The sequence below is a fragment of the Bradyrhizobium sp. 132 genome (assembly GCF_023074185.1).
In the GTDB taxonomy this organism is placed as follows: Bacteria; Pseudomonadota; Alphaproteobacteria; order Rhizobiales; family Xanthobacteraceae; genus Bradyrhizobium.
Genome location: NZ_JADPKY010000011.1, coordinates 1 through 1460, shown reverse-complemented (window position 1 = coordinate 1460; position 1460 = coordinate 1). Strand labels below are relative to the sequence as shown.

General features: G+C 61.8%; 2 protein-coding genes. One reads left to right on the top strand and one right to left on the bottom strand.

From position 1 onward, the window contains the following. On the bottom strand, positions 1-276 hold a 276-nt coding region (locus IVA74_RS00600), incomplete at its 3' end, for a hypothetical protein (RefSeq protein WP_247338800.1). Between IVA74_RS00600 and IVA74_RS00595 the strand changes: the two genes are divergently transcribed. Then, the gene (locus IVA74_RS00595; protein ID WP_247338799.1) at positions 245-1420 is read left to right on the top strand and encodes an IS30 family transposase; all 1176 of its coding nucleotides are present in this window, start codon (positions 245-247) and stop codon (positions 1418-1420) included. The genes IVA74_RS00600 and IVA74_RS00595 overlap by 32 nt on opposite strands. Positions 1421-1460 lie beyond the last annotated feature (40 nt).

Here is a 1460-nt window from a genome sequence, read left to right as displayed (position 1 = left end):
GGCGGATTCAAACGGTCGTCGCAACACCCTGAAGTTGGAGGTTGCGATGAAAGTTGTAAGTCGACGTTCGGGGCGGTCAGGACGAGCGCCATTGCCATCGCCAGGCCGGCCTTCTGCTGCAGGACGCGATGAACAGAATAGATTTTGGAAGGCGATTGCCACAGGGCAGAGCAGCGAAGATGCTGCGTTTGAGGCCGGATTATCGCAACCTGTCGGAAGCAGATTGTTCGGAAAGGCAGGCGGCATGCCACCATCGATGTTCAGATCTTCGGCCAAGCCTCTCTCCGGGCGCTACCTTTCATTGGCTGAACGCGAGGAAATCGCCCTTCTAAAGGTGCAGGGCCATTCCATACGGGAGATTGGGCGCCGCTTGGGGCGGGCTGCTTCGACGGTCTCCCGTGAACTGCGGCGGAACGCGGCCACCCGCGGCGGCGGGTTGGATTATCGGGCAACAACTGCCCAATGGCATGCAGACCGATCTGCCCGCCGGCCCAAGCCGACCAAGCTTGCGCCCAACGCAGCCTTGCGGACTTATGTGGAGGAGAGACTTGCCGGCAGGGTCGTAGCCCCGAGCGGAGCTTGTGTTGCTGGCCCCGCCGTTCGGTGGAACGGCCGCCGGCACGGCCGGCGAAAGGATCGACGATGGGCCAAAGCATGGAGCCCTGAGCAGATTGCCCGACGCTTGCCGATCGACTTCCCGGACGACAAGACGATGCGCATCAGCCACGAAGCCATCTATCAGGCTCTCTTCGTTCAGGGCCGCGGTATACTACGCAGCGAACTGACCGCCTGCTTGCGAACCGGCCGCGTGTTGCGCGTGCCCAGGGGGCGCGTACGCAGGCGGGGCAAGGGCTTTGTCTCGCCGGAGATCATGATCAGTGAGCGCCCCGCTGAAGCGGCCGATCGAGCCGTGCCGGGACATTGGGAGGGAGACCTCATCCTCGGTCTTGGCAGCTCGGCGATCGGCACGTTGGTCGAACGCACGACGCGTTTCACAATGCTATTGCACCTTCCCCGGTTGGCGGGTCATGGCGAAGCTCCGCGCAAGAAGAACGGACCTGCGCTTGCGGGACACGGGGCGGAAGCCGTGCGTGACGCGATCTCGCGCACCATCATCACTTTGCCCGAAGAACTACGTCGCACGCTGACTTGGGATCAAGGAGCCGAAATGGCTCAGCACGACCGCCTCAAGATCGATGCGGGTATCCAGGTCTACTTCTGCGACCCGCAAAGCCCTTGGCAGCGCGGCACTAACGAGAACACCAACGGGTTGCTGCGGCAGTACTTTCCGAAAGGCACAGACCTGAGCATCCACAGCGCCGACGAGATATCCGCTGTAGCAGCGGCCCTCAATGCCCGACCGAGAAAGACACTGGGCTGGAAAACGCCGGCAGAAGCGCTTGACGAATTACTGTCATGAGTGAAAACAATTGGTGTTGCGACGACCGTTTGAATCCGCC

Coding starts and splice junctions, on each gene's coding strand:
- IVA74_RS00595 (WP_247338799.1), top strand. CDS start 245: ATGCCACCATCGATGTTCAGATCTTCGGCCAAGCCTCTCTCCGGGCGC.